The 24,548-nt window shown below is 59.5% G+C and carries 20 protein-coding genes; 17 read left to right on the top strand and 3 right to left on the bottom strand.

Going from position 1 to position 24,548, the window contains the following annotated elements; translation table 11 throughout:
- The first annotated feature begins 20 nt into the window (after positions 1–20).
- From rsfS to HMPREF3175_RS09430, 7 genes are all read left to right on the top strand, one after another.
- Complete coding sequence (gene rsfS, locus HMPREF3175_RS09460) at positions 21–398, top strand: ribosome silencing factor (protein WP_035755105.1); 378 nt, start codon at positions 21–23, stop codon at positions 396–398.
- 579 nt (positions 399–977) lie between these two features.
- On the top strand, positions 978–1,223 hold the full coding sequence (nrdH, locus tag HMPREF3175_RS09455) for a glutaredoxin-like protein NrdH (RefSeq protein WP_035755327.1): 246 nt from the start codon (positions 978–980) through the stop codon (positions 1,221–1,223).
- 131 nt (positions 1,224–1,354) lie between these two features.
- Complete coding sequence (nrdI, locus tag HMPREF3175_RS09450; RefSeq protein ID WP_035755106.1) at positions 1,355–1,834, top strand: class Ib ribonucleoside-diphosphate reductase assembly flavoprotein NrdI; 480 nt, start codon at positions 1,355–1,357, stop codon at positions 1,832–1,834.
- Positions 1,831–3,978, top strand: a complete 2,148-nt coding sequence (gene nrdE / locus HMPREF3175_RS09445) for a class 1b ribonucleoside-diphosphate reductase subunit alpha (protein WP_070492269.1) — start codon at positions 1,831–1,833, stop codon at positions 3,976–3,978. The genes nrdI and nrdE overlap by 4 nt, the downstream gene beginning before the upstream one ends.
- Positions 3,979–4,110: 132 nt before the next feature.
- The gene (gene nrdF / locus HMPREF3175_RS09440) at positions 4,111–5,082 is read left to right on the top strand and encodes a class 1b ribonucleoside-diphosphate reductase subunit beta (protein WP_035755110.1); all 972 of its coding nucleotides are present in this window, start codon (positions 4,111–4,113) and stop codon (positions 5,080–5,082) included.
- Positions 5,083–5,269: 187 nt separating this feature from the next.
- Positions 5,270–6,016, top strand: a complete 747-nt coding sequence (locus tag HMPREF3175_RS09435; protein ID WP_256276356.1) for a lipoate--protein ligase family protein — start codon at positions 5,270–5,272, stop codon at positions 6,014–6,016.
- Positions 6,017–6,081: 65 nt separating this feature from the next.
- Entirely contained in the window at positions 6,082–6,936 is an 855-nt protein-coding gene (locus HMPREF3175_RS09430; RefSeq protein ID WP_083289550.1) for an SOS response-associated peptidase, read from the top strand.
- A 67-nt stretch (positions 6,937–7,003) separates the two neighbouring features.
- On the opposite strand, the gene HMPREF3175_RS09425 is transcribed toward HMPREF3175_RS09430, so the two are convergent.
- Together HMPREF3175_RS09425 and zapE are read right to left on the bottom strand one after the other, a co-directional pair.
- The gene (locus HMPREF3175_RS09425) at positions 7,004–9,187 is read right to left on the bottom strand and encodes a S9 family peptidase (RefSeq protein ID WP_070492320.1); all 2,184 of its coding nucleotides are present in this window, start codon (positions 9,185–9,187) and stop codon (positions 7,004–7,006) included.
- Positions 9,188–9,207: 20 nt separating this feature from the next.
- Positions 9,208–10,389 carry an AFG1/ZapE family ATPase gene (gene zapE / locus HMPREF3175_RS09420; protein WP_083289549.1) on the bottom strand — a complete coding sequence of 394 codons (1,182 nt, stop codon included), beginning with the start codon at positions 10,387–10,389 and terminating at the stop codon, positions 9,208–9,210.
- Between the two features lie 215 nt (positions 10,390–10,604).
- Between zapE and HMPREF3175_RS10560 the strand changes: the two genes are divergently transcribed.
- From HMPREF3175_RS10560 to pdxS, 6 genes are all read left to right on the top strand, one after another.
- Complete coding sequence (locus HMPREF3175_RS10560; protein ID WP_035755117.1) at positions 10,605–10,925, top strand: DUF6504 family protein; 321 nt, start codon at positions 10,605–10,607, stop codon at positions 10,923–10,925.
- A 21-nt stretch (positions 10,926–10,946) separates the two neighbouring features.
- Entirely contained in the window at positions 10,947–14,486 is a 3,540-nt protein-coding gene (gene dnaE / locus HMPREF3175_RS09415) for a DNA polymerase III subunit alpha (RefSeq protein WP_070492262.1), read from the top strand.
- A 105-nt stretch (positions 14,487–14,591) separates the two neighbouring features.
- Complete coding sequence (gene thrS, locus HMPREF3175_RS09410) at positions 14,592–16,613, top strand: threonine--tRNA ligase (protein ID WP_035755119.1); 2,022 nt, start codon at positions 14,592–14,594, stop codon at positions 16,611–16,613.
- Entirely contained in the window at positions 16,606–17,202 is a 597-nt protein-coding gene (locus HMPREF3175_RS09405) for an HIT family protein (protein WP_035755121.1), read from the top strand. The genes thrS and HMPREF3175_RS09405 overlap by 8 nt, the downstream gene beginning before the upstream one ends.
- Positions 17,203–17,204: 2 nt before the next feature.
- Positions 17,205–17,876 carry a phosphatidylinositol phosphate synthase gene (gene pgsA / locus HMPREF3175_RS09400; RefSeq protein ID WP_035755123.1) on the top strand — a complete coding sequence of 224 codons (672 nt, stop codon included), beginning with the start codon at positions 17,205–17,207 and terminating at the stop codon, positions 17,874–17,876.
- A gap of 67 nt (positions 17,877–17,943) precedes the next feature.
- Positions 17,944–18,837, top strand: coding sequence for a pyridoxal 5'-phosphate synthase lyase subunit PdxS (pdxS, locus tag HMPREF3175_RS09395; RefSeq protein ID WP_035755125.1), 894 nt, complete (start codon positions 17,944–17,946; stop codon positions 18,835–18,837).
- 116 nt (positions 18,838–18,953) lie between these two features.
- Here the strand turns inward: pdxS and HMPREF3175_RS09390 are convergent, their stop codons facing one another.
- The gene (locus HMPREF3175_RS09390) at positions 18,954–20,966 is read right to left on the bottom strand and encodes a M3 family metallopeptidase (RefSeq protein WP_070492259.1); all 2,013 of its coding nucleotides are present in this window, start codon (positions 20,964–20,966) and stop codon (positions 18,954–18,956) included.
- Positions 20,967–21,082: 116 nt separating this feature from the next.
- Between HMPREF3175_RS09390 and HMPREF3175_RS09385 the strand changes: the two genes are divergently transcribed.
- The 4 genes from HMPREF3175_RS09385 to ruvB all read left to right on the top strand — a co-directional run bounded on the left by HMPREF3175_RS09385 (position 21,083) and on the right by ruvB (position 24,455).
- Positions 21,083–21,844 (top strand): YebC/PmpR family DNA-binding transcriptional regulator, encoded by a 762-nt coding sequence (locus HMPREF3175_RS09385; protein WP_035755130.1) that lies wholly within the window; start codon positions 21,083–21,085, stop codon positions 21,842–21,844.
- Positions 21,845–21,891: 47 nt separating this feature from the next.
- Positions 21,892–22,515, top strand: coding sequence for a crossover junction endodeoxyribonuclease RuvC (ruvC, locus tag HMPREF3175_RS09380; protein WP_070492256.1), 624 nt, complete (start codon positions 21,892–21,894; stop codon positions 22,513–22,515).
- Between the two features lie 171 nt (positions 22,516–22,686).
- Entirely contained in the window at positions 22,687–23,325 is a 639-nt protein-coding gene (gene ruvA / locus HMPREF3175_RS09375; RefSeq protein WP_035755132.1) for a Holliday junction branch migration protein RuvA, read from the top strand.
- A 59-nt stretch (positions 23,326–23,384) separates the two neighbouring features.
- Positions 23,385–24,455, top strand: a complete 1,071-nt coding sequence (gene ruvB, locus HMPREF3175_RS09370; RefSeq protein WP_070492253.1) for a Holliday junction branch migration DNA helicase RuvB — start codon at positions 23,385–23,387, stop codon at positions 24,453–24,455.
- Positions 24,456–24,548: the final 93 nt, after the last annotated feature.

Here is a 24,548-nt window from a genome sequence, read left to right as displayed (position 1 = left end):
CCATCGTTTCTTGGAGGACCGTGAACGTTCCGAGCATTGTCACAGATCGCCTCAACGCTGCCGCACGTGCAGCCAGCGTCAAGGGCGGGGAAGAGATCTCCGCGATCTATGTGGGGGAACGCCTCGGGTTAGCTGATGCGTTTTTGATTGTTAGTGGATCTTCGGAACGGCAGGTGGAAGCTATCGCTGAAGCCGTTGAAGATGAGCTGCGGATCAATCATGAGGACCAGCCGTTGCGGCGTGAAGGTCGCGGCAGCGGGCGCTGGGTTTTGCTGGATTATGGTGACATCGTGATTCATGTTCAGCACGAAGAAGACCGGGATTTCTATGGTTTGGACCGCGTCTGGGCGGACGCGCCAGCGATTGAGCTAGCTGAGCGGCAACCTCAGGAACTCTAGACGCAGCAACTGCAGGCGCAGGAAACCGTGCGGCGGGTCTTTAGGACTTTGGCGGGTCTTTAGTACGAGGACCGCGGTACGGGGACCGCATGCCCCGTCTAGCGGTGGCCGTGCCTGTTGGAGAGGGCTAGAAGGGCGAGACGTCGAATAGTCGATGTCTGGCCCTTTTCGTTCAATCTGTCAGGGGAACAGGCCACACTGAAGGTGTCATTGCAGGGGAGCGCAACACGCCCAAAACACGGTGAGTAAAAATTAATTTTTCCCTCTTTTTCTGTGCACATGGCTGGGGACTATGAACCGCACACGCTGTGGACAACTGGGTGTGAGCCGCGGAATCTCGCACTTCCAGCCGTGAACATCTCCACAGAAGCTGTGGACGAGCGCCTGTGAAATCACATCGATGTAAGACAGGATATGGTGGTCTAGGTTCCTGCTGTACACAATATGTAGTGGTGGGGGGTAGTATGGAACCCATAACCGCTGGAAGTGCACAGTAGTTTCTAAGGAAATCGAAAGTTTCGAGGAAGCTCAAAGCTGGGACGCTTCTGAACAGAAGTGGCTCAGGAAGGAAAGAAAATCATGGCAGTAACCGTCTACACCAAGCCAGCATGCGTTCAGTGCAACGCGACCTACCGCGCGCTCGATAAGAAGGGCATCGAATACGACGTTGTCGATATGTCGCAGGACGCTGACGCTCTTGAGCGTGTACGCTCCATGGGCTTCATGCAGGCGCCAGTCGTTGTGACGGAAACCGATTCCTGGGCAGGCTTCCGCCCAGACAAGATCAGCGAACTGGAGAACTCGCTCAAGGCTTCCGTAGCCTAACGGCGGCCTAGCGATTCATATATCCCCTCCGGTCTGTGGCTGATGGCTGACCACACGGTGAGGGAGAGCCGTTAGGGGCAGATGTAGTCTCATCAGCCGTTATCACGACGCCTTGGTCGGGGAGAGGGAGCATGGCAACAACATTGGTCCCAGAGCAGGCAGAGTCTGCGCCGGAAAAGGAAATAGAAAAAACCCGTGAACGGTTGATCTACTATTCATCCGCTTCAGGTAACACGCACCGCTTCGTCACGAAGCTCAACCGTCGAGCAGCTCGCATCCCTATGCACCGCTCAGAGCCGGATCTTGTTGCAGAGACTGACTACGTGTTGCTCGTGCCAACATACGGCGGTACCAAGGGGGAGCGGTCGATCTTGCCGCAGATTCTGAACTTTCTGAGGGAACCTCAGAACCGGAAGTATCTGCGTGGAGTCATGGGAGCTGGGAACTCCAACTTCGGTGCGCAATACAACATCGCAGCGCACAAGATCGCTGCGAAGTTGGACGTACCACTGCTATACACATTCGAAATCATGGGCACGGAAGAAGACGTGGCCCGCGTTAACGAAGGACTGGACGAGTTTTGGACACACCTCTCGCTGAATCCTCAGTGAAAACCAGCTTCAAGGAAATCCCTGAACAGTACCAAGGGTTGAGCTATCACGAGCTCAACGCGATGCTGAACCTGTATGGCGCTGACGGGAAGATTCAGTTCGACGCTGACCGCTACGCTGCCCGTCAGTACTTCTTGGACCACGTCAACAACAACACCGTCTTCTTCCACGATCTCGATGAGAAGCTCAACTACCTCGTGGAGAAGAAGTACTACGAGCCTGAGACCCTCGAGCAGTACTCGCGCGAGTTCATCAAGGAGCTCTACGACTTCGCGTACTCCAAGAAGTTCCGGTTCGAAACGTTCCTGGGTGCATATAAGTTCTATACCTCCTATGCGCTGAAGACCTTCGACGGGGCCCGCTACCTTGAACGCTTTGAGGACCGCGTGTGCATGGTGGCTCTCCACCTTGCCCGCGGCGATGAGAAACTCGCGACGTCCCTGGTGGATGAAATCATTGAGGGTCGCTTCCAGCCGGCAACGCCAACGTTCCTCAACGCTGGTAAGGCTCAGCGCGGTGAATTGGTCTCCTGCTTCTTGCTCCGTGTTGAAGACAACATGGAATCCATCGCCCGTGGCGTGAACTCGTCGCTGCAGCTGTCCAAGCGTGGCGGCGGTGTAGCACTCAACCTCACCAACCTGCGTGAGCACGGTGCACCGATCAAGAAGATCGAAAACCAGTCTTCGGGCGTCATCCCAGTCATGAAGCTACTCGAGGACTCCTTCTCCTATGCCAACCAGCTCGGTGCGCGTCAGGGCGCCGGCGCGGTCTATCTGCACGCACATCACCCAGATATTTATCGCTTCCTTGATACCAAGCGTGAAAACGCTGACGAGAAGATCCGTATCAAGACCTTGTCTCTGGGTGTTGTGATCCCGGATATCACGTTCCACCTCGCTAAGCGCAACGAAGACATGTACTTGTTCTCGCCGTACGACGTCGAGCGCGTCTACGGTGAGCCGTTCTCTGAAATCAGCGTCTCTGAGAAGTACTACGAGATGGTTGATGACAAGCGGATCCGCAAATACAAGATCAATGCGCGTGAGTTCTTCCAGACGCTGGCTGAGCTGCAGTTCGAATCGGGTTACCCATACATCGTGTATGAAGACACGGTGAACAAGGCTAACCCGATCAAGGGCAAGATCACGATGTCTAACCTGTGCTCGGAGATCCTCCAGGTCTCTGAAGCCTCGACCTATAACGCTGACTTGAGCTACGCGCACGTCGGTAAGGACATCTCGTGCAACCTCGGCTCGATGAATATCGCTAAGACGATGGACTCCCCGGACTTCGGTAAGTCCGTTGAGGTTGCGATCCGGGCTCTATCCGCGGTGTCTGAGATGAGCGATATCCAGTCGGTTCCATCGATCGCCAAGGGCAACGCCAAGACTCACGCGATTGGCCTTGGCCAGATGAACCTGCACGGATACCTAGCCCGCGAACGCATCTTCTACGGTTCGGAAGAAGGGTTGGATTTCACTAACATCTACTTCTACACGGTGCTGTACCACGCTCTGCGCGTGTCGAATCAGCTCGCGATCGAGAAGCAGGAAGCTTTCGACGGCTTCGAAGATTCGAAGTACGCAAGCGGTGAATTCTTCGATAAGTACACCGAGAAGGCATGGGTTCCGGAGACCCCTAAGGTCGCCCAGCTTTTCGAAGACGCTCAGGTGCATATCCCGACCCAGCAGGACTGGGAAGAGCTTAAGGCTTCCGTCATGGAGCACGGCATCTTCAATCAGAACCTGCAGGCAGTCCCACCGACCGGTTCGATCTCCTACATCAACAACTCGACCAGCTCGATCCACCCGGTCGCATCGCAGATCGAGATCCGTAAAGAAGGCAAGATCGGCCGCGTCTACTACCCGGCACCGTACCTCACCAACGACAACCGTGAATACTACGAAGACGCGTACGAGATCGGATACAAGAAGGTCATCGACACCTACGCCGCTGCTACCCAGCACGTGGACCAGGGACTTTCGCTGACACTGTTCTTCCGTGACACCGCAACGACACGCGATGTAAACCGTGCACAGATCTACGCGTGGACTCAAGGCATCAAGACCATCTACTACATCCGCTTGCGTCAGATGGCGCTGGAAGGAACTGAAGTAGAGGGTTGCGTATCCTGCATGCTCTAAACACGGCAGTACTCCGGGCAACACGGCAGTACTGACAGTGGTGGGGCATCCAAGTAACAGTTGGGTGCCCCACCATATTCACGCCACTCAAGAATTCCCCACCCATGAGATCCTCTGAAAGGGAGAGGTGACATGACCACCGACGCAGGCAACCCGCTCGTTACCGCCATCAACTGGAACCGCATCGAAGACGATAAAGACGTTGAAGTCTGGAACCGTCTGACCAACAACTTCTGGCTCCCAGAGAAGGTCCCGGTATCTAATGACGTACAGTCTTGGGCGACGCTGACCGAAGCTGAACAGCTCATGACGATGCGGGTCTTCGTCGGGTTGACGTTGCTTGACACGCTGCAGGGCACGGTCGGTGCGGTATCCCTCATCCCGCACGCTCTCACCCCACATGAGGAAGCGGTGTACACGAACATCGCGTTCATGGAATCGGTGCACGCGAAGTCTTATTCGCAGATCTTCTCGACCCTGGCTTCGACCCGTCAGATCGATGATGCGTTCCGGTGGGCACACGAGAACCCTTACCTGCAGAAGAAGGCGCAGATCATTCAGTCATATTATGACGGCGAAGATCCGCTCAAGCGCATGGTGGCTTCAACCCTGCTTGAATCCTTCATGTTCTATTCGGGTTTCTATTTGCCGCTGTACTGGTCGGTGCACGCGAAGCTCACGAACACCGCCGACATGATTCGCCTCATCATCCGTGACGAGGCAGTCCACGGCTACTACATCGGCTACAAGTATCAGAAGAACCTCGAAAACGAGACCCAGGAACGCCGCGACGAACTCAAGGACTGGGTCTACGAGCTGCTCTTCGAGCTCTACGAGAACGAAGTCGCTTACACCCACGAAATCTATGACGAAGTTGGCCTCGCTGAGGACGTCAAGAAGTTCCTGAACTACAACGCCAACAAGGCGCTCATGAACCTCGGCTACGAAGCGATGTTCCCAAGCTCCGTCACTAACGTGAACCCGGCTATCCTCTCCGCGCTCTCGCCGAACGCGGATGAAAATCACGACTTTTTCTCCGGCTCCGGTTCCTCCTACGTGATCGGTACTGCTGTCAACACCGAAGACGAAGACTGGGATTTTTAATCAAGCTTCCATCACGTTGGGCCTCGGCCCTGTTCGCCCCACAGCCAATGCGGGCAGGACAGGGCCGAGCCCTTTAATTAATCGCCGAGCCCCATAACTGCCGGGCACGATAACTACCGGACACAGCGGAGTGTGAAAGAGCCGCACAAGGTCCACAGGAGCGCCAGTCGGGCTAAACTAAGGCCCCGTGAACACAGCGATCCCCGAACACCCGCCACACACCGGAACCCTTCTGCGTGAAAGCCCATCCGGTGACCCTGCGGCGGACCTGGACCGCGGCATCGAACTGCTACGGGAAGTAGCGCAAGGCAAACGCGACCCGCTCTTGCGCATCTATCGCCCCGCACCGACCGTGGCCTTCGGCCAACGCGACACACGCGCGCCCGGCTACGAGGCCGCGGCTCAAGCGAGCCGCGACGCCGGATTCGCGCCACTCATCCGCAAAGCCGGCGGACGGGCGATGGCCTACCACCCAGGAAGCTGGGTCATCGACCACATCCAGCCCGAGAAAGACGCGATGCTCACGCACCAGCACCGCTTCGAACACTTCGCGAAGCTCTTCGTCGAAGTATTCACACGCCTCGGCGTCCCCGCGGCAGTAGGGGAGCTGCCCGGAGAATACTGCCCGGGCGAATACTCCGTCCATGGGATCGCGACCGGAGAAAGTCGCTTCGAAAAGGGCCGCAAAGTAAAGCTCGTCGGTACAGCGCAACGTGTCGTGCAGGGCGCGTGGCTGTTCTCATCGGCTGTCGTCCTGGAAGACACTGAGCCGATCGCCGCCGTAACCGAGTCCGTTTACAAGGCGATGGATCTGGAACTGGACCCACGCACCATCGGCTCCGCGCAAGATCTCGTCGCCACGCACGTCACGCATGAGCGTTTTATTGATGTGTTGCTCGAGGTGTGGGGCGAGCACGGCTACGCGTTCAGCTAGCCCGCACACATAGATGAGCCCCACATCGGATGCCTGGTTCAGCTTGCATGTGCCACGATGGATGCATGTGTGGACGTTATGTGATCGCCCGGGCCGCCGGAGACTTGATGGATGCGCTCGGTATCGAAGCGCCCGATGCGGATGGCGCGGAAGCCACGGGTGAGCAGCTTGAACTGCGGCCCGACTACAACGTTGCGCCCACCAAGGACGTTCCGATTGTGCTGGAACGGCTCGTCGAGCCCGCGGGAGATCTCCCAGGGGGACAGCCGCCAGCGGGATATAGGCGTGAACTGCACGTGGCGCGCTGGGGCTTGGTTCCGATTTGGGCTAAAGACCTCTCGTTTTCCTCCCGGGCCTTCAATGCCCGTTCCGAAACCGTGGCGTCGAAGCCAACATTCAGGTCCGCCGTAAAGGCTCGCCGTTGCGCGATTCCCGTGGATGGGTATTACGAGTGGCTTGCGCCAGAGAAACCGGGCGGCCGTAAGCGGCCGTTCTTCGTGCACCGGAAAGATGGCGCGCCGATCGTCTTCGCGGGCTTGTATGAATGGTGGAAGGACCCAAACCCGCAGCAAGATCCAGCTGGTGCAACGACGGGCGCCGCTGAGGAGAATCCGTGGGTGCTTTCGTGCACGATGCTGACGTGCGCATCGCCGTCACCGGACTCAGCCGGGATGGCGGGTGAGCTCGGGCGGCTCCATGACCGTTTACCCGTTCCGCTCGGGGACGAAGCGGCGCTGAGTGCATGGCTCGATCCGCAGAACGAGGACGCCACAACGCTCGTCGCCGAAGCCGTAGCTCACGCCTACGATTCGCTCGGGGAATGGGAGATGCACGAAGTGGACCCCGCGGTAGGCAACGTGCGGAACAACGACCCGGAACTGATCACACCCATCAACGACATCGAGCCGCCGCTGTTCTAGGTTTGGAGCAACGTTGTGGCCGGCTAACCACCAAAGGCTAGCCGGCCACAACGTTGCTCACCAACGACTACCCGAGTGAGAGCGGCTTCTCGGCTTCCTCGCCGAGCACATGCTCTTGCAGGAAGCCGATGAACGTGCGGTACCAGACCTCTGCGTTTCCGCGGGACTCGATCCAGTGCCCCTCATCCGGGAAGTAGAGGTAGCGGTGTGGTAGCGAGCCGTCGGCGGCGCGTGGCGTGGACGCATGCACATGGAGTGCGTGCCACAGTTCAAGCCCCTGGCCGATCGGCACACGGTAGTCCTTATCGCCGTGGATCACGAGCATCGGTGCTGTGATCTTCTCCGCGAAGAGGTGCGGCGAATACTCCGCACCCTGTTCGCGCATCGCACGGTCCCACGACGCGTTGTCGGTGCTGCGGCCCATCGAGGTCGTGTTCCACAACGATGCGTGGGTCACGATGGCCTTGAAGCGGTCGCCTGTGTGCCCTGCAACCCAGTTAGCCATGAAGCCCCCGTAGGAACCGCCGGCGAACGCCTGCTTGGTTTCGTCGATGTCGGACCGCTCGATGGTGGCGTCGGTGAGCGCCATGATGTCGGTGTACGGGGTGCCGCCGAGCTGTTGCTGGCCGCGGTCGATCATCGCCTGGCCATAGCCAGTCGAGATAGCTGGGTCTGGCAGAAGGACCGCGAAACCGGCAGCGACGAATGGTGCCGGGTTCCAACGGTAGGTGAACGCGTTCCACGATCCCCACGGGCCGCCGTGCGCGAACACCACGAGAGGGTGCGGTCCGTCGCTTTCCGGTAAGCGCAGCCAGGCTCGGATCTCCGTTCCATCCTCCGCGGTGGCTGTGATGTTTTCGGTACGGCCCGGCTGATCCGTCGCATCCGCTGGGTTCGCGAGCTCCTCAACAGCTACGGCGTGCGCGGCCTCGCTTGGGAGCTCGATGCGCACCGGATGCGGCGCAACCGCGATGCCGTTACGCAAAGTAATCAGTGCAGGCGCTTCATCGCCGCTGGCCGAGCGATCTGCCGTGCCCACACGAGCCAACCCAGTGAAAACCTCGCCGGTGCCAGGGCCGCCGGCGATGCGCTGTGGCGCGGCATCGGTCACGGAACCGAACCACACCGAGCCGCTACCGGAGTCATCGCTCGTTGTGGCGAGCTTGGAGTTCGTGACCCACATCGGAGCCACCCAGTGGTCCAGATCCGGCCAAAGCTCAGTGCGCTCACCGGTAGCGATGTCCATGATGTGGGAGCTCGAGCTCAGCGACTGCTGCGGTGTCCAATCACGGGTGCAGTTGAGAACAACCTTGGCTGAATCAGGAGAAATATCGACCAGGCTGAGGTGATGACCAGGAACCGTGTCGACGTCGGTAAGCATGGTCTTCTCACCCGTAGCGACATCGATGCGCCACAACTGCGTGCCCGTGATGAGATCAGCGACGTTGACCTCGATCGCTGCGAGAATGAACGAGGCATCCGGGGCCGCCTTCCACGAAAGCAATCGCCCCTTCGGCATCCGTACAACACGCCAGGAGAGCAGCGAATCCGCTCCCTCAGCGGCGTCGTTGTTCTCGCTAGTGTCGTTGCCCTTGCTATCCGCCTCGCTATCTTCGCCAGCGGTGTCCTTGCTGACAGCGTCCTTGCTAGCCGCCTCGGCGGCTTTCTTGAGGCGAGCGTTCTTCTCATGTTCAGAGGCGGCTGCCTCGATGTTTTCGGGCAACTCAGCCACCAGGATCACGTCCGTTGCAGGCCCAAGATCGCTCGCCCAATAACGCGAAGGGAACACGGAATGAAGGATCCCGGACACATGCATCGTGGAGCGGCTACGCGAATACTCTGCGTGCTCCGCTTCAGTGCTCGCCTGCGAATGCATACCCGCTTGAGCGAACAGTGTGCTCTTACTGACCTGCAAGCTACGGAACCCACCCGGACGCGAGCCAAGCAACAATGGGGAAGCAGACGCCTGCGGAAGGTGCCATATGCAACTGCCGGCCTTCGCGCCCTCAGGGTTGGACGCCATATAAAACAAGCGACCCCGCGCATCCAAGACGGGGCTTGATGCGCCCTTCTCGTGGCGGGTCAAAGTACGGGGGTGTGTTGAACCCTTCGGGAGTTCAACGATCTGGCTCTGCCAGCCGGTGCCATCGGCATCCAGCTGTTGGACGGTGGCGACGACGCGTCCGTTAGCGCTGGCTTCAAGGCCCGTGACGCGTGTTGCGTTGAGAAGTGTCTGAAGGGTTTGATTCATAGTTTCGAGGCTACCGCGCATCAAGGGCGCGTGTCAGCAACCGGTGTCAGCAGCTGCAGGCGCGAAAACATGCGTTCGGGATAGACCGGCCCGCGGGGTGCGCGGGCAAGCTCCTCCGGTGGGACCGGGGCATAGACGTGTAGCGGGATGTCCGCATCGGCTAACACATCGACCATGTGCGCGAACCGCTGTATCGCGTTGCGCGTCATACTTTCAGGCGCGGGGACCTCCCGGAGGACCCAGGTCGAATAGTCATCGGCGAGCGCGAGCAGATCTGCTGGGGAAATGCTGCCTTCGCATAAGTATTCCCAGGTTGTGTCTAGTGTGGCGTTTTCTGAGTCCGTGCTGTCTAGGCTGGTGGGGTTGACGGTCAGGGTGCGTGCAGTCCCGGGTAGCGGGATGGTTGCGCTGCTTGTTGTGGTGTTGCCTGTTGTGGTGCCGGTGGCTGGGGATGAGGCGGGGCTGTTGACGATGGTCCAGGTGCCCGCTGCGAAGCCGGTAGCTTGGTGCGGGCTTGGCTGGTGCTGGTTTGGGTGAGGCGGGATTGTGTGGTGTTGGAGCGCGCGGTAGTCCTGTGGATGCGTGAGGGTTAGGACCTCGAGGTTTTCATGGATGTGGCGTGCTGCGGGGCCGAGCGCGTCAGCGATCATGGGGTCGTCGTGACCGTTACCGGGCGCGGCGTTGGATGTTGTGAAGAGTGCGATGTCGTGCTCGGCGAGGATGCTGAGTGCGCGGCGCAGCATGACGGCGTCGGCGACATCGTGGACGTGGAATTCATCGATGAAGATCACGGTGTTGGCTGCTACGACGTCGGTGACGGCTTGCGCGAAGGCGTGCCCGTTGGTGTGCATGCTGTGGGTTAACGCGCGGAAGAACGCGGTCAAATGCATCCGCAGGGTTGCTGCGGGGGCGTTGCGGAGGATGCTGTCGATGAGCCAGGTCTTACCGCGTCCGACCTCGCCCACAAGGTAGACCCCCGAACGGTGCGAGCCCAGGATTGTGTGGGCTGCGCTTATCTGGTGTGGATCGAGTGCAACGCCACGGCTTTCAGATGCTCGGTTGGTCGCGGCGAGCGCGGCGTCGAGTGAGTCCCAGCCGAGACGTTCGTATAGAGGGCTCGGCGGGGCAGGCATGGTTTCTTGCTGAGAAGGGGTGTTGTCCGGAGAGGTCGGGGTAGCGCTATCGAGGGGTTGAAGGGGCATGGTCCCTATTGTCTCCGATGGGGCAGAGCGTGTGTGTAACGCAAGCGCGCAGAGGTTAGGGCGGGTGTGCGGTTCAAACTGTCAGGGGGTATTCTTAAGGTCTTCCTATCGAACACATGTTCGAATCTCGTTGTGTGAGGTTCCGCTTCCCAGGCCCCGCACATCCAGCGTTGCGGCCGAGCCAGCTCACAGGCGGCCGGTGAGAAGTAGGAAACATGAGTATGTTCACCCAATCTGTGGAATTGCGTTGTGACGAGCAGGGCGCGCCGAGTGCCGTGCTGTGGCAAGGGCGCACATGGACGGTGTGCGCAGAGCCCGTGAAGTGGTTTGAGCGTAGGGCCTGGTGGGAGGAGGACCCTAGAGCCGTTAAAGGTTCTGGACCCGGGACTGTTGATCATTTGGTGTGGCAGTTGCAGGTGCAGTTGAATCCAAGTTCTGAGCCGCAGACAATGTATGTTTCTCAGCACTGCGCAACGGGCCGGTGGCGGCTGATCAATGTTGAACTGCCTTCGCAGCCTTTACAACGTAGCGCGTAGAGAAGGCAGTCGCTTAAGCGTATGAAGGGAAAAGTGGGTTTCCCGCATCTGCATGTTTCTACCGCGTATAGCGCCCACTACGGGGTTGACCGGCCAGAGAAGTTAGTGGAACAGGCTGCAGCTGATGGTGCTTGGGCTCTAGCGTGCACTGACCGCGACGGGCTATACGGGGCTATCAAACATGTTGCGGCGTGCATCGAGCATGGGGTCACCCCGATTCTGGGCGTAGATCTTGCTCTGCTCGAAAGCACGAGCGTTTCTGGCGCGAGCATCGCAGGTGGGATGAACAGTGCCGGCGATGTGAGCGTTGCAGGCCGGATTGTTGTGCTCGCCCGTGGTTCCTCGGAGGGGTATTCGGCGCTGGTTCGGCTCGTGTCGGTAGCGCATCAGCGGGGGAGAGAAACCCATGGGATTGTGGGGGTGAGCCGGCTTGATGTGCGCCAAGCAGCACTCGGGCCCGATGGCGGTGTACGCCTCAGTGTGCTCCTAGGTCCTGACTCGGATGTGGGCCATGCCGCGTATCGTCGCCGCTATGCGCACATGCGGCGCCGGCTTAAAGCATGGCGGGACACACTCCATACCGATGCGTTGTTTATAGAACTGGTGAGCCACATGTCCCGGCCCGGGCAGCGCTGTAGCCACGCGCATGCTCTACGGATGTGGAAAGCCGCCCGCGAAAGCCGTGTGGAAGCGGTTATGACGAACGCGGTGCGGTACGCGACCCCGGACGGCGCCGCCACCGCCGATGTTGTGGACGCGGTGCGCCTGATGAGCCCACTAGGTTCTGTTACCGCACCGAAAGGCACCGTTCCCGCGGTGAGCGCTGCCCGCGGTGAGAGCCCGCAAGTCAACGGGCAAGGATGGCTCAAGCCAAGCGCCCAGATGCACGAGGTGGCTGCCGAGCTGGCCTCGGCCGCGGGGCTAGGGTCCCAGGGGGCCGAGCAGTTGCTGCGCTCAACGCAACGGTGTGCGTCTCTGAGCGCGCTTGATCCGGTCAAACATATGGGCTGGGGAACCCCGGTTGTTCCTGAGGCGCACGTGATCGGGATTAGGCACAACCCGATGCTTGAATTACGGCAACGGTGCCTGGCGAGCCTCGAACGGTTATTCGCTCCAAGCGGCGAAGCTGTTCTGCATCATTCACCGGCGCGCGCTGAACGGATGCGTCAGCGTGCCCTGGACGTCCTGGAGCATGAACTGGGCATCATCGAAGAGCTCGGGTTTGCAAGCTATTTCCTCACCGTCGCCGCGGCTACCGACATCATCCACGGCATGGGGGTCAGGGCCGCCGCGCGAGGCTCAGGCGCATCGAGCCTTGTGGTGTACCTCTTAGGGATATCGCATATGAACCCGCTTGAACATGACCTGATCTTTGAACGTTTCCTCTCACGGGAACGAGCAAGCCTGCCGGATATCGATGTGGATGTTGAATCCGCTCAACGTCACGCGGTCTATAGGGAACTGTTCAAACGCTTCGGTGAAGACCGCACCACGCTCATGTCGATGCAGAACGCCTACAGGGCAAGGGGAGCGGTCCGCGATGCAGGCTATGCGCTCGGCATGGAAAGCGACGATATCGACCGAGCAGCTAAGAGCCTGTGGCGGCTGAACGCCTCGAACGTGCGGGACGCGGTTGCGAAAATGCCGGAGCTCGCCCCGCTCGCGCACCGGCTTGAAGCTGAACGCCAAACTGGTAACAACCGGTGGGACTTACTCGTCGATCTCACAGAGCGGCTTGACCGGTTGCCTCGCCACATCTCAATGCACCCGTGCGGGGTGATCCTTTCCGATAGTTCCTTATTAGACCGGACCCCGGTCCAGCCCTCCGGTATGGGGCTGGCTATGAGCCAATTCGATAAACACGACATGGACCACATGGGGCTCATCAAACTCGATGTGCTCGGGGTCCGGATGCAGTCAGCAATCGCCTACACCCTCGAAGAAATCAAACGGATACACGGGGTAACGGATTCGGTCTATTTAGACCGGATTCCGTTCGATGATGAAGCCACTTTCCAGATGATCCGGACAACCAACACGTTGGGGGTTTTCCAAATCGAATCCCCAGGCCAGCGGGAACTCATCGGGAAGCTCGCCCCGACTGAACTCAACGACCTCATCATCGACATTTCTCTGTTCCGGCCAGGCCCGATGCAATCAGACATGGTCAAACCGTTCCTGGAACAACGTCACGGATTCCGGCACACGGAAGTCCCGCACCCGGATCTCGCCCCGATCTTGAAAGAAACCCACGGGGTTGTGGTGTTCCACGAACAAGTCCTGCGCATCATCGACCTCATGACAGGGTGCGGGCTCGCACGTGCTGACGTGTACCGGCGCTGGATCGGCAACCCTGAGCGGGAACCGGTCTTCGAAAAAACGTTCAGGCGCGATGCGCTCACGAAAGGGTATTCGGTCGACGTCATCGATGAAGTATGGTCCATCCTGGCCGCTTTCGGCTCCTTCGGATTCTGCAAAGCCCACGGAGCCGCGTTCGCCATCCCCACATATCAATCCGCGTGGCTGAAAACCCACCACCCAGAAGCGTTCATGGCCGCACTATTCGAACACGACCCGGGCATGTACCCGCAAAGGCTGCTCATCGCAGAAGCCCGCCGGCTCGGTATCCCGCTACTCCCGCTGGATGTCAACGCCTCGAGTACATCCTTCAAGCTTGAACGCATCCCCGAACACGCCCAAACACCGAGTGAACCAGTACCCGGGTATCGGGTGCGCGGAGATCTTGGCATCCGCATGTCCTGGACACTGGTCAGCGGACTCAGCACCCCTGAAGCCCAACGCTTAAGCGCCAACGCCCCCTACACATCAGTCGCAGACGTTCGTTCCCGCGCCCGCATCACTAAAGCCAGCATGGTCCGGTTAGCCCAACTCGGAGCACTCGACCGTTTCCTGACACCCGGTAGAGGAGGCAGAGCCGACCTCATTCACCACCTCGAAACCCAACGCAACACACCACAACGCGCGCACAAAGACCGACCCATCCCAGGCCAAGGCGCACTCGATCTAGGGGTGGACCTTGAAACCGCGGCGCTAGCACCGGTTATCCCTGATCCGACACCAGCCCAAAACGTCCGAACCGAACTCGACCTCACCGCCGCTGACATCAGCGGCCACATCATGGACGCCCACGCCTCCTATCTCGAAGCCATCGGCGCAACCCCATCCAACCGGCTTCTGGAACTACGCTCAGGGACCCGAGTCCTCGTCGCTGGGGTGCGTGTGGCAACTCAAACCCCGCCGATGCGTTCAGGGGAGAGGGTCGTCTTCATTAGCCTCGATGACGGGCACGGTTGCGCCGATATTTCCTTCTTCACCCAAGCGCAAAACGATGCCGGCCCGATCGTTTTCTCATCACGACTCATGCTCGTAGAAGGCACCACACGCCGCACCGGCCCGAGAGCCGTGAGCATCCAAGCGATCCGTGCATGGGACCTCCAAGAACCCATCACACCCGAAACCCCACCCGAAAAACTCCCACCGCAACCCGGCTACCTCGAAAACACCGCATACACGAAACAAACATGCCGCGCTTCACACTGAATAAGGACATAGAAACTCAACAGTGCCATAGAATGAGACATTGGCTGGTCGTGGCCTCGGTATGCCACTCACCATAAAGCCATAGAACAAGAAAGGCGGGCCACCATGGCTGATTCCCTGAACCTCACGATCGACGGACAAGCGCGGGAGGTGGAACAGGGAACAACTGGACTCGACCTGTTCAAAGACCAGAAAACCACCGTAGTGATGCGCGTCAACGGTGAACTGTGGGACCTTCATCGCGAAGTGCCAGCCGACGCTGTCATCGAATCGGTGGACATCAGCAGCCCAGACGGACTCAACGTTCTACGCCACTCGACCGCCCACGTCATGGCTCAAGCCGTCCAGGAACTCTACCCGGAAGCTAAACTCGGCATCGGCCCCTACATCACCGACGGCTTCTACTTCGACTTCGACGTCGATGAACCCTTCACCCCGGAAGACCTCAAGGCTATTGAGAAGCGCATGCTGCGCATCGTGAACCAGACCCAGTCTTTCCGCCGCGAAACCGTCACCGCTGAACAAGCACGCGCAGCACTCAAAGACGAGCCATACAAGCTCATCCTGCTCTCCAAAGCCGATGAAGCCGCAACCTCGGGCGAAGGCATGAGCGTTGAGATCGGTGAAGGCGAAATCACCCTCTACGACAACATCGACCGCAAGACCGGCGAAGTCATCTGGCGAGACCTCTGCCGCGGCCCGCACCTGCCGAACACCAAGATCATCTCCAACGCATTCGCGCTAACCCGTAGCGCGGCAGCATATTGGCTCGGCAACGAAAACAACAAACAGCTGCAACGTATCTACGGCACGGCGTGGCCAACCAAGCAGGAACTCAAGGACTACCAAGAGCGCCTCGCAGAAGCCGAACGCCGCGACCACCGCCGCCTCGGAACCGAACTCGACCTGTTCTCCTTCCCGGATGAGCTCGGCTCCGGCCTGCCGGTGTTCCACGTCAAAGGCGGCATCATCAAACGCGAAATGGAAGACTACGTTCGCGACCGCCACGTGGCCGCAGGCTTCGATTACGTCGGCACCCCCCACATCTCACGTGCTGGCCTCTTCCACACCTCAGGGCATCTGCCGTACTACGCGGACACGATGTTCCCGCCGCTGACCGTGGACGCCGAGCACGATGACGACGGCAACGTGACCAAGCCGGGTCAGGAATACCGCCTCAAAGCGATGAACTGCCCGATGCACAACCTCATCTATAAGTCACGGGGCCGTTCCTACCGCGACCTGCCTCTGCGTCTGTTCGAGTTCGGGCACGTCTACCGGTACGAAAAGTCCGGCGTGATCCACGGGCTGACCCGCGTGCGCGGTTTCGCTCAAGACGACTCCCACTCCTACGTGACCAAGGAACAAGCACCGGAAGAGGTCCGCCACCTCATCGAATTCATGCTGTCCCTGCTACGGGACTTCGGTATGGATGATTACTATCTTGAGCTCTCAACCCGAGATGAGGACTCCGATAAGTTCATCGGTTCTCAAGAACAGTGGGAAGAAGCAACCCGCATCTTGGAGGAAGTCGCTGTCTCGACCGGTGTTGAGCTCGTCCCGGATCCAGGTGGGGCGGCGTTCTACGGGCCAAAGATCTCCGTCCAGGCGCGAGATGCGATCGGCCGCACATGGCAGATGGGCACGGTCCAGTACGATTTCAACCAGCCAGCCCGCTTCGAACTCGAATATCAGGCAGCTGACGGAACCCGGCAGGAACCAGTCATGATCCACGCCGCCAAATTCGGTTCGATTGAACGCTTCATGGGCGTGCTCACCGAGCACTACGCGGGTGCGTTCCCGGCATGGCTCGCCCCCGTTCAGGTGCGTGCGATCCCTGTTGCTGAGGTATTCAACGACTATCTCACCGAGATCGTCGAGCGTCTTAAAGCCGAGGGCATCCGCGCGGAACTCGATGACAGCCACGACAGGTTCCCCAAGAAGATCCGCAACGCGTCCAAGGAGAAGATCCCGTTCACCCTCATCGCAGGTGGGGAAGACCAAGAAGCCAACGCGGTCTCCTTCCGCTACCGTGACGGTTCGCAAGACAACCAGGTGCCTGTCGATGAAGCGATCGAACGCATCGTGAAGCACGTACGCGAACGGATCAACACCGATCATGCCTGAAACTGAGAACCCTCAATCAACCGCTCACACGGAAGCCGAGCACGATGCCGAGGTCACCGACGACTTCGAACTCGCTTCAGCACCAGACCGGCTGGGCCGGTTGTGGACCCCGTACCGTATGGCCTACGTCGAGAAGGGGCAGGACCAGGTCAAGGACGAGCACACGTGCCCGTTCTGTTCCGGGCCTCAACGCAGCGATGAAGACGCACTCATCGTCTATCGAGGCGAACATTGCTTCGTGAACCTCAACCTCTACCCATATAATCCGGGCCACATGATGGTGATCCCGTACCGCCACGTCCCGATGTACACCGACATCACAGCGGAAGAAACAGCTGAGATGGGCGAGCTTGCCCAGAAAGCGATGCGCGTGCTGGCCCACGTTTCGGGCCCTGACGGTTTTAATCTCGGCATGAATCAGGGCCAAGCCGGAGGTGCCGGTATCGCCGCGCACCTGCATCAGCACGTGATCCCGCGTTGGGGTGGGGACACGAACTTCTTCCCGATCATCGCTGAATCCAAAGCGATCCCAGTGGTGTTAGGGGATACGCTGCGGCTCATGAAGCAAGGCTGGGGCGAGGTCACCTAGGCATGTTGGACCGGTACGCGCGCGGGTTTTTCACGGCTCTGTTCCGTCCGCTCGTGAAAGTCCTAGCGCGGGTAGGCGCGACACCGAACCTGGTCACGGTACTGGGCTCGGTGGGCGCGGCCGTGTCCGCGGTCGCGCTCTACAGTTGGGGTCAACTGTTCTGGGGCACTGTTGCCATCACGTTGTTCATTTTCTCTGACATGGTCGATGGCCAACTCGCCCGGCACCTCGACAACCAAGCCGAATCTGGGGTAGGTCAGCCGCGCTCACACACCGAACGAGCGCTAGGGAACTTCCTCGATTCTTCCCTCGACCGGCTCGTGGATTTCACGATCTTCGGAACGCTCGCGTTCTGGTGGTTCACAGGTGGCGCGCGCCCGATGTTCGGCGCAGCAGCACTGACCCTTTTGAGCCTTGGTGGGCTCGTCTCTTATGTGCGGGCTAAGGCTGAATCGCTTGGTTTCGATGCTTCGGTCGGTTTCGTGGAGCGTTCGGAGCGTCTCGTTGTCGTGCTTGTCCTCACCGGTTTCACCGGCCTGGGATTGAATCCGTGGTGGTGGTTCGGGGGAGTCGTAGCTGTATGTATTGGCTCGGTCGTGACTCTTATTCAGCGTATTTCCAGATGTGTCGCAACCGCTCAGCGTGTGCACGGTGTGACAGATACGATGAACTAGGGTTTGGCCGATACCAGCCGTTGTTTTCCCTTCCACTCAATTTCGATGACCGAAAGGTATTGTTCGCGTGAACACTCAACCGTCCCAGCAGGCCTCCCGCGTCCGTCGTGGGCTTGCTGACCATCTGACTGGCGGCGTCATCATGGACGTCGTGACCCCTGAACAGGCTCGCATCGCTGAAGCCGCAGGCGCTAAGGCTGTCATGGCTTTGGAGCGTGTACCTGCCGATATCCGCGCTCAGGGCGGTATTTCTCGGGCATCGGATCCTGACATGATCGTTGGTATTCAGGAAGCCGTATCGATTCCAGTGATGGCGAAGGTACGCATCGGGCACTTCGTTGAGGCCCAGGTTCTTGAAGCCCTCGACATCGACTTCATCGACGAGTCCGAGGTTCTTTCCCCAGCTGACTACGAGAACCACGTGGACAAGTTCGCGTTCAAGGCACCATTCGTGTGTGGCGCGACGAACCTCGGTGAGGCTTTGCGCCGCATCAACGAGGGTGCTGCGATGATCCGCTCCAAAGGTGAAGCCGGAACCGGCGATGTCTCGAACGCGACCGGCCACATGCGTAAGATCCGCGCGGAAATCAACCGCCTGACTTCGATGGCTGAGGACGAACTGTTCGTTGCCGCGAAAGAACTGCAGGCGCCCTACGATCTCGTCGTTGAGGTCGCCCGCGAAGGAAAGCTGCCGGTGCCCTTGTTGACCGCAGGCGGTATCGCAACCCCAGCAGACGCAGCCATGATGATGCAGCTCGGTGCCGAAGGCGTGTTCGTGGGCTCCGGCATCTTCAAGTCCGGTAACCCTGAGGCTCGCGCCGCCGCTGTGGTCAAGGCGACCGCCAACTACAACGACCCGAAGGTGATCGCTGACGTATCCCGTGGTCTCGGCGAAGCAATGGTCGGCCTCAACGTAGATGAGATCCCAGTGCACCACCGCCTCGAAGACCGCGGCTGGTAGCACACACACGCCAAGCGCGCCCTTCGTCATATCGAAATGGTGTGGGTGGATGAAGTTCGTAACGTTCTGCATCTACCCACACCATTCTTTGTTCTCGACTCTGGTCTAGCCGGCTTTTATGCCTTCAGCCCGCGGCGTTCAAGCAGAGGCTCGATGCGGGCATCGCGTCCACGGAATGCGCGATAGCTTTCCAGTGCGTCGCGCGTGTTACCGCGGCTCAAGAACTCCTCACGGAACAGCTGGCCAGCGGCACGGATGTCCTCTTGCTCCTTGAACCATTCGACCGCATCGGCGTCAAGGATCTCGGACCAGATGTAGCAGTAGTAACCTGCCGAATAACCGCCAGCGAAGATGTGCTGGAAGTAGCCGGTCTTGTAGCGAGACTCGATCGAGTCCGGGTTGAAGCCAGCATCACGCAATGCTGAGTCTTCGAACCCGGCCGGGTCAGCCTCGACGTCGGTACCGGTGCGCTGGTGCCACGCGAGGTCTAGAATCGATGCGGCGAGGTATTCGCTCGTCGAGAAGCCTTCGCCCCACGTGCTGGTCGCGGTGAGTTTTTCGATCTGATCGGCAGGAAGCGGTTCACCCGTGTGTGCGTGCTTGGTGTAGTGCGGAAGAATCTTGGGGTGTACTGTCCACATCTCGTTGACCTGGGACGGGAACTCGACGATGTCGCGCCCAACGTTGGTGCCCGCCAAAGAAGGGTAGTGTGCGGCACTCAGCAGGCCGTGGAGCGCATGCCCGAACTCGTGGAATAGTGTGTTGACCTCATCCCACGTGCACAATGCAGGGTTCCCGCCGGTTGGCTTAGGGATGTTCAGCGTATTGCAGATGATCGGGCGTGAACCGGTTGCGGTAGCACCTTGGGCAAGCTCATTCATCCATGCCCCACCACGCTTGGTGTCGCGGGCGAAGAAATCGCCCACGAACAGCCCGACGGCATCCCCGTTCTCCTCGATAACTTCCCAAATCCGGGCATCCGGGTGAGGAAGCGGAAGGTCGTGGCGTTCCGTGAACCTCAGCCCATAGACCAATCCAGCGGCACGGAAAACGCCTTCAGTCAGAACTGTGTCGAGTTCAAGGTGCTGTTGCAACAGTTCCGCGTCGACCCCATCGGACTGCGAGCCAACAAGACTCAGCCCGCGTGCGCGATCCCACGGTGCCACAGGAGCCTCGGGGGACAGAGGCTCGAGGCCGAGCGCTTCAGCGATCCGCGCATCCTCGGCGGCCGCGTTCGCGAGCGCAGGCTTAGCCAACTGCGCCAACAGATCGTTGATAGCCGAAACCGAGGTTTCCGACCGCAGAGACAGAATCTCTTCTGCATGCGTCTCAAAACCGAGCAAGCGTGCGCGCTCTACGCGCAATGCCGCGATCTGCGCGGCGATCGTAGAGCTCTTGCCGTCAGATGCACGCTGAGACGATGCCTCGTGCAACTTCTTGCGGCCTTCAGCGGTGGTCAGGATCGCTTCATCAGGTTGAACGGTTGGCAACACGAGCGAGATACGGTGGCCTTCCGCTCCCGCGGCCTGAGCTGCGGCGCGGGTCGCTTCAAGTCGGGCAGGGGAGAGGCCCGTAGCTTCCGCCTCCGTGAGGGCAGGCGCTGCATCCACGAGGTTCTGCATCGCGAGGCGACCGAACTCTGTCTGTAAATCGGTGAGCTTCGCGTTCAAGGCCTTGAGCTTTTCCTGGCCCTCAGCGTCCAGTTCCGCGCCGCTCGCGCGGAAGGATCGCATCGTGACCTCAACGAGGCGTGCCTGTTCGCCTTCAAGCGCGCCCGCATCGACCTGCTGCATCCGGGCGTACAGGCCAGGGTAGAGCGTCATTGCGTCCTGATGCGCTGCGACCATAGCCGTAACTTCAGCCTCGATAGCCTGGATTTCTTCCGTGGCATCAGCTGAGAACAGGTGGAACGCGACCGCCGTTGCACGATCAAGGGCTTCGCTTGAGAGCTCAAAAGCCTCGAACGTGTTGGTGAAGTCCGCCTCGTGCGGATCATTGACAATGGCCGCGACGGCTTTCTCTTGAGCCTCGATTCCGGCACGCACCGAGCTGCGCAACAGATCCGGGGTCACGGTAGAGAAATCAGGGAAGTTGTAATCAAGCCCGCTAGGCTCCGTAAGACAAGTCATGAAAAGACTCTTTCACACTAAGTACATCGACGCCATGCCGAGTAACGGCGCTACGGTGAGGGCAGGCTATAGAATGGTCTGACGCTAGAACTAACTGACATAGGGACGGAAGAACTATGGCTGGCCACTCCAAATGGGCGACAACCAAGCACAAGAAAGCTGCGTTGGATGCGAAGCGTGCGAAAGCTTTCGCGCAGTTCATCAAGAAGATCGAGGTTGCCGCGCGTGCTGGTGGTCCGGACCTAGAAGGTAACCCGGCTCTTGAAGTCGCCGTGAACAAGGCGAAGAAGAACTCCGTTCCTAACGACAACATCGACCGTGCGATCAAGCGTGGTGCCGGGCTGACTGGTGAGGTCATTGACTACACCGAGATCATGTATGAGGCACGCGGTCCGCAGGGCTCGGCTCTCTTGGTGCACTGCCTGACCGATAACCGCAACCGCGCGGCCTCTGAGACTCGCGTGGCGATCACCCGTAACGGTGGCACGATCGCCGACCCGGGTTCGGTCAACTACCTTTTCAACCGTAAGGGTGTCGTGGTGGTCCCTGAGGCTGATCACACCGAGGATTCCCTCATGGAGGTTGTCCTCATGGCTGATGTTGATGCCGAGGAGATCACCAAGGTCGGCGATTCTTTCACCATCGTTTCGGAGCCTTCGGAGCTGCAGTCAGTTGCTCACGCGCTGGATGAAGCCGGTGTCGAATACAGCTCTGATGAAGTCGAGTACGTGCCGACGATGAAGGTTGAGCTGGATGTGGATGCGGCCCGCACGTTCGTCAAACTTGAGGAAGCGCTCGAGGAGCTCGATGACGTGCAGGCCGTGTACTCGAATGTCGATATGACGCCTGAGGTCATTGAGGCGCTAGGCGAGGAGTAGAGACTGTTGCATTCGGTTCGCGTAACGGCTTCCGAGGTGGTTGGTGCGTGCGCGTAGCAGGAGTTGATCCAGGGCTGACCCGTTGCGGGTTGGCCCTGGTTTCTGTTGGTACTGACCGCACAGCAACGCTCGAGGACGTGCGGGTGATCGGTTCCCCGTCTGAGGTTGCCTTGGACCACCGTCTGCTCACGATTTCTGAGCGGATTGATGAGTGGCTGGATGAATTCCGGCCTGATGCTTTGGCGATTGAGCGCGTCTTCACTTACACGAACGTCTCTACGGTGATGGGTACCGCCCAGGCGATGGGCGTGATCATTGCCGCTGCCGCGCGCCGCGGCATTCCGGTTGCCTTACACACCCCGACTGAGGTCAAAGCCGCTGTGACCGGTAGCGGCCAGGCTGATAAACAGCAAGTGGGGCGGATGGTGACCAAGATTCTGCGCCTAGCGGCCGCCCCGAAACCAGCCGATGCGGCCGATGCGATAGCGATCGCTCTGGCTCACGGGTGGCGTGGGGCTGACCCGGCATCCAAGGCGGCGGCTTCAGGATCGAATCAAAGTGGTGTGGCCCCAGCACAGCGAGCCTGGCTCAAGGCGCAGGCTCAGGCCGCTAATAATGCGGCGCGTGCGGAGTCTGCTTTGCGGGCGCGTGCACGTAAGCCGCGTGGTTGACCGTGCTGGCTCGTGAGCGCTGTGACACGGGGCGTATCTAACACACATACGGATAGTTCGAAGATATATTCGGATAGACTTCTCGTATCACTCTCCGTGTTTGTGGTGCTCTCTTATGTGTGAGGCGTGCCGTCGGCGCGCTGTTATGTCCGTGAAAGGTTGTTCGTACCCATGATTTCTCAGCTTCGAGGCACCGTTACGACGTTGAACCTGAACTCGGTGGTTCTTGATGTGGGCGGAGTGGGCTACCTCGTCAACGCGGTTCCGCGGACGTTAGGGGAACTCACGGTAGGTCAAGAAGCCACTCTTCCAACGAGTTTGGTGGTGCGTGAAGATTCGATGACTCTCTACGGTTTCACTAGTGCACGTGACCGGGACGTTTTCGACATCATCACGAGCGTTTCAGGGATCGGCCCGAAACTGGGTTTAGCTATTTTGGCGGTTCACTCTGCAGAAGAGCTCGCCGCGGCTGTTCAGAACGAAGACACGAAAGCGCTGACCCGCGTTTCGGGTGTGGGCCCTAAATCGGCAAGCCGAATTATCCTTGAACTCAAGGGCAAGCTGACGCTCTCGGCGGATGCTACTGCCACTGCCGCCCCGGCCGCCCAGACCGAAGCCGAAGCGTTGGCTCAAGCCGCCGAGGCCCAAGTGGTCGAGGGTCTCACAGGCCTGGGGTGGACTGAGAAGGAAGCTAAGAAAGTTCTTGCAGCCACGCTCAAGGCACAACCGGAATTGGCCGGGGCCTCGGTTCCAGAGCTGTTGCGCGCTGCATTGCGGGGCGTGGGGGCCGGGACCGGAGTGCGCTCGTGAGCATGCCGGAACGGTCTTGAAACTACTGTTGAGAAGCTAGGGGAGAGGAACGCAGCAAGATGGCATCAGATTCCTCGCGCGGTCTGGTGGATGCCTCCGGAGAGCCGGAGGAACGCGCGCTCGAGGCTGCGATGCGGCCCAAGAACTTCGATGAATTCGTGGGCCAAGCACGTGTTCGCGAGCAACTTTCCCTCGTACTTGAATCCTCGAAGCTGCGTGAACGGGTTGCCGATCACGTTCTGCTCTCCGGGCCTCCAGGCTTGGGCAAGACGACGCTAGCCATGATCGTTGCCGCGGAGATGCAAGCACCGCTACGCATCAGCTCCGGTCCGGCAATCCAAAACGCAGGGGACCTGGCTGCGATCCTCTCTTCGCTATCTGAAGGCGAAGTTTTATTCCTGGATGAGATCCACCGTCTAGCCCGCCCAGCAGAGGAAATGCTCTACCTTGCGATGGAAGACTTTCGCGTCGACATCGTGGTCGGCAAGGGTGCTGGTGCCACAGCTATCCCATTGGATCTTCCTCCGTTCACTCTGGTGGGCGCGACCACGCGTGCCGGTCTTTTGCCGGGACCTCTGCGTGACCGTTTCGGGTTCACCGGCCACCTGGACTTCTATTCGGTTGAAGAACTTGAAATGGTTCTGCGGCGCTCGGCAGTCATGCTTGATGTGCGCTTGACCGATGACGGCTATCAGCAGATCGCTTCACGTTCACGCGGAACCCCGCGTATCGCTAACCGGCTCCTACGCCGTGTCAGGGACTGGTCGCTTGTACACCGCATCGAGCGGATCGATGCGGTTCAAGCCGCAGCGGCCCTGGACATGTATGACGTCGATGAACGTGGACTGGATCGGCTCGACCGTTCAGTTTTGCAAGCGTTGTGCACCAAATTCGGTGGCGGGCCCGTCGGCTTATCAACACTTGCGATCTCGGTGGGGGAGGAAACCGAAACCGTCGAGGAAGTAGCTGAGCCCTATCTTGTGCGCGAAGGCCTCCTCGGCCGAACCGCACGCGGACGAATAGCAACCCCAGCGGCATGGGCGCACCTAGGCCTGACTCCGCCGGAGGGTGCTCCTGGCGCCCTACCTTCGGGGGAGCAGGATCCCGGCGGGACTGCCCGCCTCATCTGAAGAATCGACCGAGCTGGAGAAAGCATTGGCCTATCTATTTCTGTCTTCCAGCAACCGACAGTGCCGTCCCAGAGTTACGGCGTGAGCTTGCAG

Source organism: Arthrobacter sp. HMSC08H08 (genome assembly GCF_001807575.1).
GTDB classification, from domain to species: domain Bacteria; phylum Actinomycetota; class Actinomycetes; order Actinomycetales; family Micrococcaceae; genus Pseudoglutamicibacter; species Pseudoglutamicibacter albus.
The sequence above is the reverse complement of the archived record's forward strand: the minus strand, read 5'-3'. Positions and strand labels throughout refer to the sequence as shown.